The sequence below is a fragment of the Xanthobacter sp. BG11Y11_SDJG genome, assembly GCF_057364445.1.
Genome location: NZ_JBNFNU010000493.1, coordinates 1 through 2,690, shown reverse-complemented (window position 1 = coordinate 2,690; position 2,690 = coordinate 1). Strand labels below are relative to the sequence as shown.

1 protein-coding gene and 2 pseudogenes are annotated in these 2,690 nt (G+C 74.2%); 1 reads left to right on the top strand and 2 read right to left on the bottom strand.

Features of this window, described 5'->3' with window-relative positions:
* Positions 1 to 149: 149 nt before the first annotated feature.
* Positions 150 to 1,073: pseudogene (locus AC2W7M_RS23375) on the top strand (GGDEF domain-containing protein); the annotation flags it as partial.
* 81 nt (positions 1,074 to 1,154) lie between these two features.
* Here AC2W7M_RS23375 and AC2W7M_RS23370 read toward each other — a convergent pair.
* Together AC2W7M_RS23370 and AC2W7M_RS23365 are read right to left on the bottom strand one after the other, a co-directional pair.
* Positions 1,155 to 1,963, bottom strand: a pseudogene (locus tag AC2W7M_RS23370) (heme ABC transporter ATP-binding protein).
* A gap of 16 nt (positions 1,964 to 1,979) precedes the next feature.
* Positions 1,980 to 2,690, bottom strand: a 711-nt coding sequence (locus AC2W7M_RS23365) for a FecCD family ABC transporter permease (protein WP_486135313.1), incomplete at its 5' end; no start/stop codon positions are given.

The window sequence follows — 2,690 nt, the reverse complement described above, 5'->3', positions numbered from 1 at the left end:
CCTTGCCGGTGGCCGCCCGGGGTGGCCAGATTGCCGGCGCCCTCGTCGCCCAGCTTTCCCTCGATTATGCCGACGCGCTGCGCCGCGACCTTCTGGACGGGCCGGGCGCTGTCCCCGCACAGATCTGGCTGCTCGCCCGCGACGGGCGGATGCTGCTCGGCCCGAAGCCGGAGAGCCGGCCGTTCGACGCCGCGCAGATCGCCCATTTCCTGGCGGCCAAGTTCGGCACCATCGTGGACGGCCCCGGCGCCGATGGCACCCTCACCGGATTCGCGGTGGCCGATGGCGATGACCGCGCCCCCTTCATCGACTGGATCGTCATTGCCCGCCAGCCGGCACGTTCCGCCTTCGGCGAGGCCTGGCGGCTCGCCGGCAGCATCCTCGCGGTGGGGCTCGCGGTCCTCCTGCTCGCACTCGCGATCGCCACGGTGCTGGCGCGGCGCATCGCCTGGCCGCTGGTGAACCTCGCCGACCGGGCGGATGCGATCGGCCGAACCGCGCGCTCCGAGATGCTGCCGCGCCAGCATGGCAGCCGCGAGATCGTGCGCCTGTCCGGCGCGCTGCGCGCGCTGTTGCGCCGCGTCGGCGCCGCCGAGGCGCGCGTCAGCCTCCAGAGCGCCCAGTACGCCAAGGACATGGGCGACCTGCGCCGCATAGCCGAGACCGATGCCCTCACCGGATTGCTCAACCGGCACGCCTTCCAGCGCGAGGCGGCCCTCGCCCTCGCGGGCACGCGGACCAGCGATTCGGTGGGCTTGCTGATGGTGGACATCGACCACTTCAAGCGCGTGAACGACACGCACGGCCACCAAGCGGGGGACCAGGTGCTCGCGGCGGTGAGCGCGGCCATCGCGGAGGTGGTGCGCGGCGCCGACCGGGCGGCTCGCATCGGCGGGGAGGAGTTCGTGGTCCTCACCCGCGACGTGGATGCCGCCGGCCTCGTCGCCCTCGCCGAGCGCCTGCGGGCCGCCATCGGCCAGCGCCAGATCAACGTGGGCGCCGCGCGCATCCAGGTGACGGCCAGCATCGGCGCCACGCTGGCGGCGCCCGAGGACCGCGACATCAGCGACGTGATGGAGCGCGCCGATCAGGCGCTCTATGCCGCCAAAAGGTCGGGCCGCGACCGCGTCGCTTCCGCCGTCTGCCCGGGCGGCTCAGGGCCTGAGCCCGTCCACGCCGATGCTCTGCGGCAGCACGAACGGGCCGGCCGGAACGGCGCCGACCCGCACCCTGACGCCGAAGGCCCGCGCCAGCACGTCATCGGTGACGACCGCGTCCGGCGGCCCCTCCGCCACCACGCGCCCGGCCGCCAGCACCACCATGCGGTCCGCCACCATGGCGGCGAGGTTCAGGTCGTGCAGCACCGCCAGCACGCCGCCGCCCGCCCGCGCATGCTCGCGCGCCAAAGCCAGCACCGTGAGCTGGTGGCCGAGGTCGAGGCTCGACGTGGGCTCGTCGAGGAACAGGAATGCGGGCGCGCCGCGCCATCGGGGTAAGCGCGGCGCGCGCAATCGATCTGCGCCAGCACGCGGGCGAGCTGCACCCGCTGGCGCTCGCCGCCCGACAGGCTGTCGTAGCGCCGGCCGCCGAAGCCCGGCAGGTCCACCCGCTGGAGCAGGCGGGCGACGTGAGCGGCGCGGTCCGGCGCCTGCGTGCCGATGAGGCCGATGGCGATCACCTCCTCCACCGTGAAGGGGAAGGCCACCTCCGCCGCCTGCGGCAGCACCGCCCGGCGGAAGGCGAGATCGCGCGGCGGCATGGCATGGATGTCGGCGCCGTCGAGCGTGACGCGGCCCGCGGCCAGGCGCATCTCGCCCGTGAGCGCCTTCAATAGGGTCGACTTTCCGGCTCCGTTCGGCCCCACGAGGATGGTGACGGTGCCGGGCAGGACGTCGAGGTCGACATCGCTGACGAGCCGCTTGCCGCGGATCGCGACGCTGACGCCGCGCGCGCGAGACCGGATGCGTTTCTCATCGCTGCTAGCCCGCGAACGCGCGGCGGCCCATGAGCAGCCACAGGAAGAAGGGGGCGCCGATGAGCGCGGTGACGACGCCGAGCGGCAGTTCGGCCGGCATGGCGATCATGCGGGCGAGGATATCGGCGCCAAGCACCACCGCCGCGCCGAGCAGCGCCGAGGCCGGCAGCAGCGCGCGGTGCCCCGGTCCGATCACGAGCCGCGCCAGGTGGGGCACCATGAGGCCGATGAAGGCGACGACGCCTGCCGCGGCCACCGCCGCGCCGACGCCTGCCGCCACCGCCACCACGCAGATGCGCTTCAGCCGGTTGACGTCGATGCCCACGTGGAAGGCCTCCGCCTCGCCCAGCGCCATGGCGTCCAGCCCGCGCGCGAGGAAGGGCGTGAGCGCCACGAGCGCGACCACGAAGGGCGCCGTGAGCGCGGCCTTCAGCCAGGTGGCGCCGCCGAGGCTGCCCAGGGTCCAGAACAGGAATTCGCGGGTCTGCTGCTCGCTGGCCATGAACACCAGCACGCCGGTGCCGGCGCTCGCCAGCGCGCCGAGCGCGAGGCCGGCGAACAGCAGCGTCGCCACCGAGGTCTGTCCGCCTCGGGTGGCAAGGCGGGCGATGAGAAGCGTGGTCAGGAGGCCGCCGGTGAAGGCCGCGAGCGACAGGCCGAGCCCCTGGAGCCCGAGCGGCAGCAGGGGGCGAGCGCACCGCCGAACACCACCCAG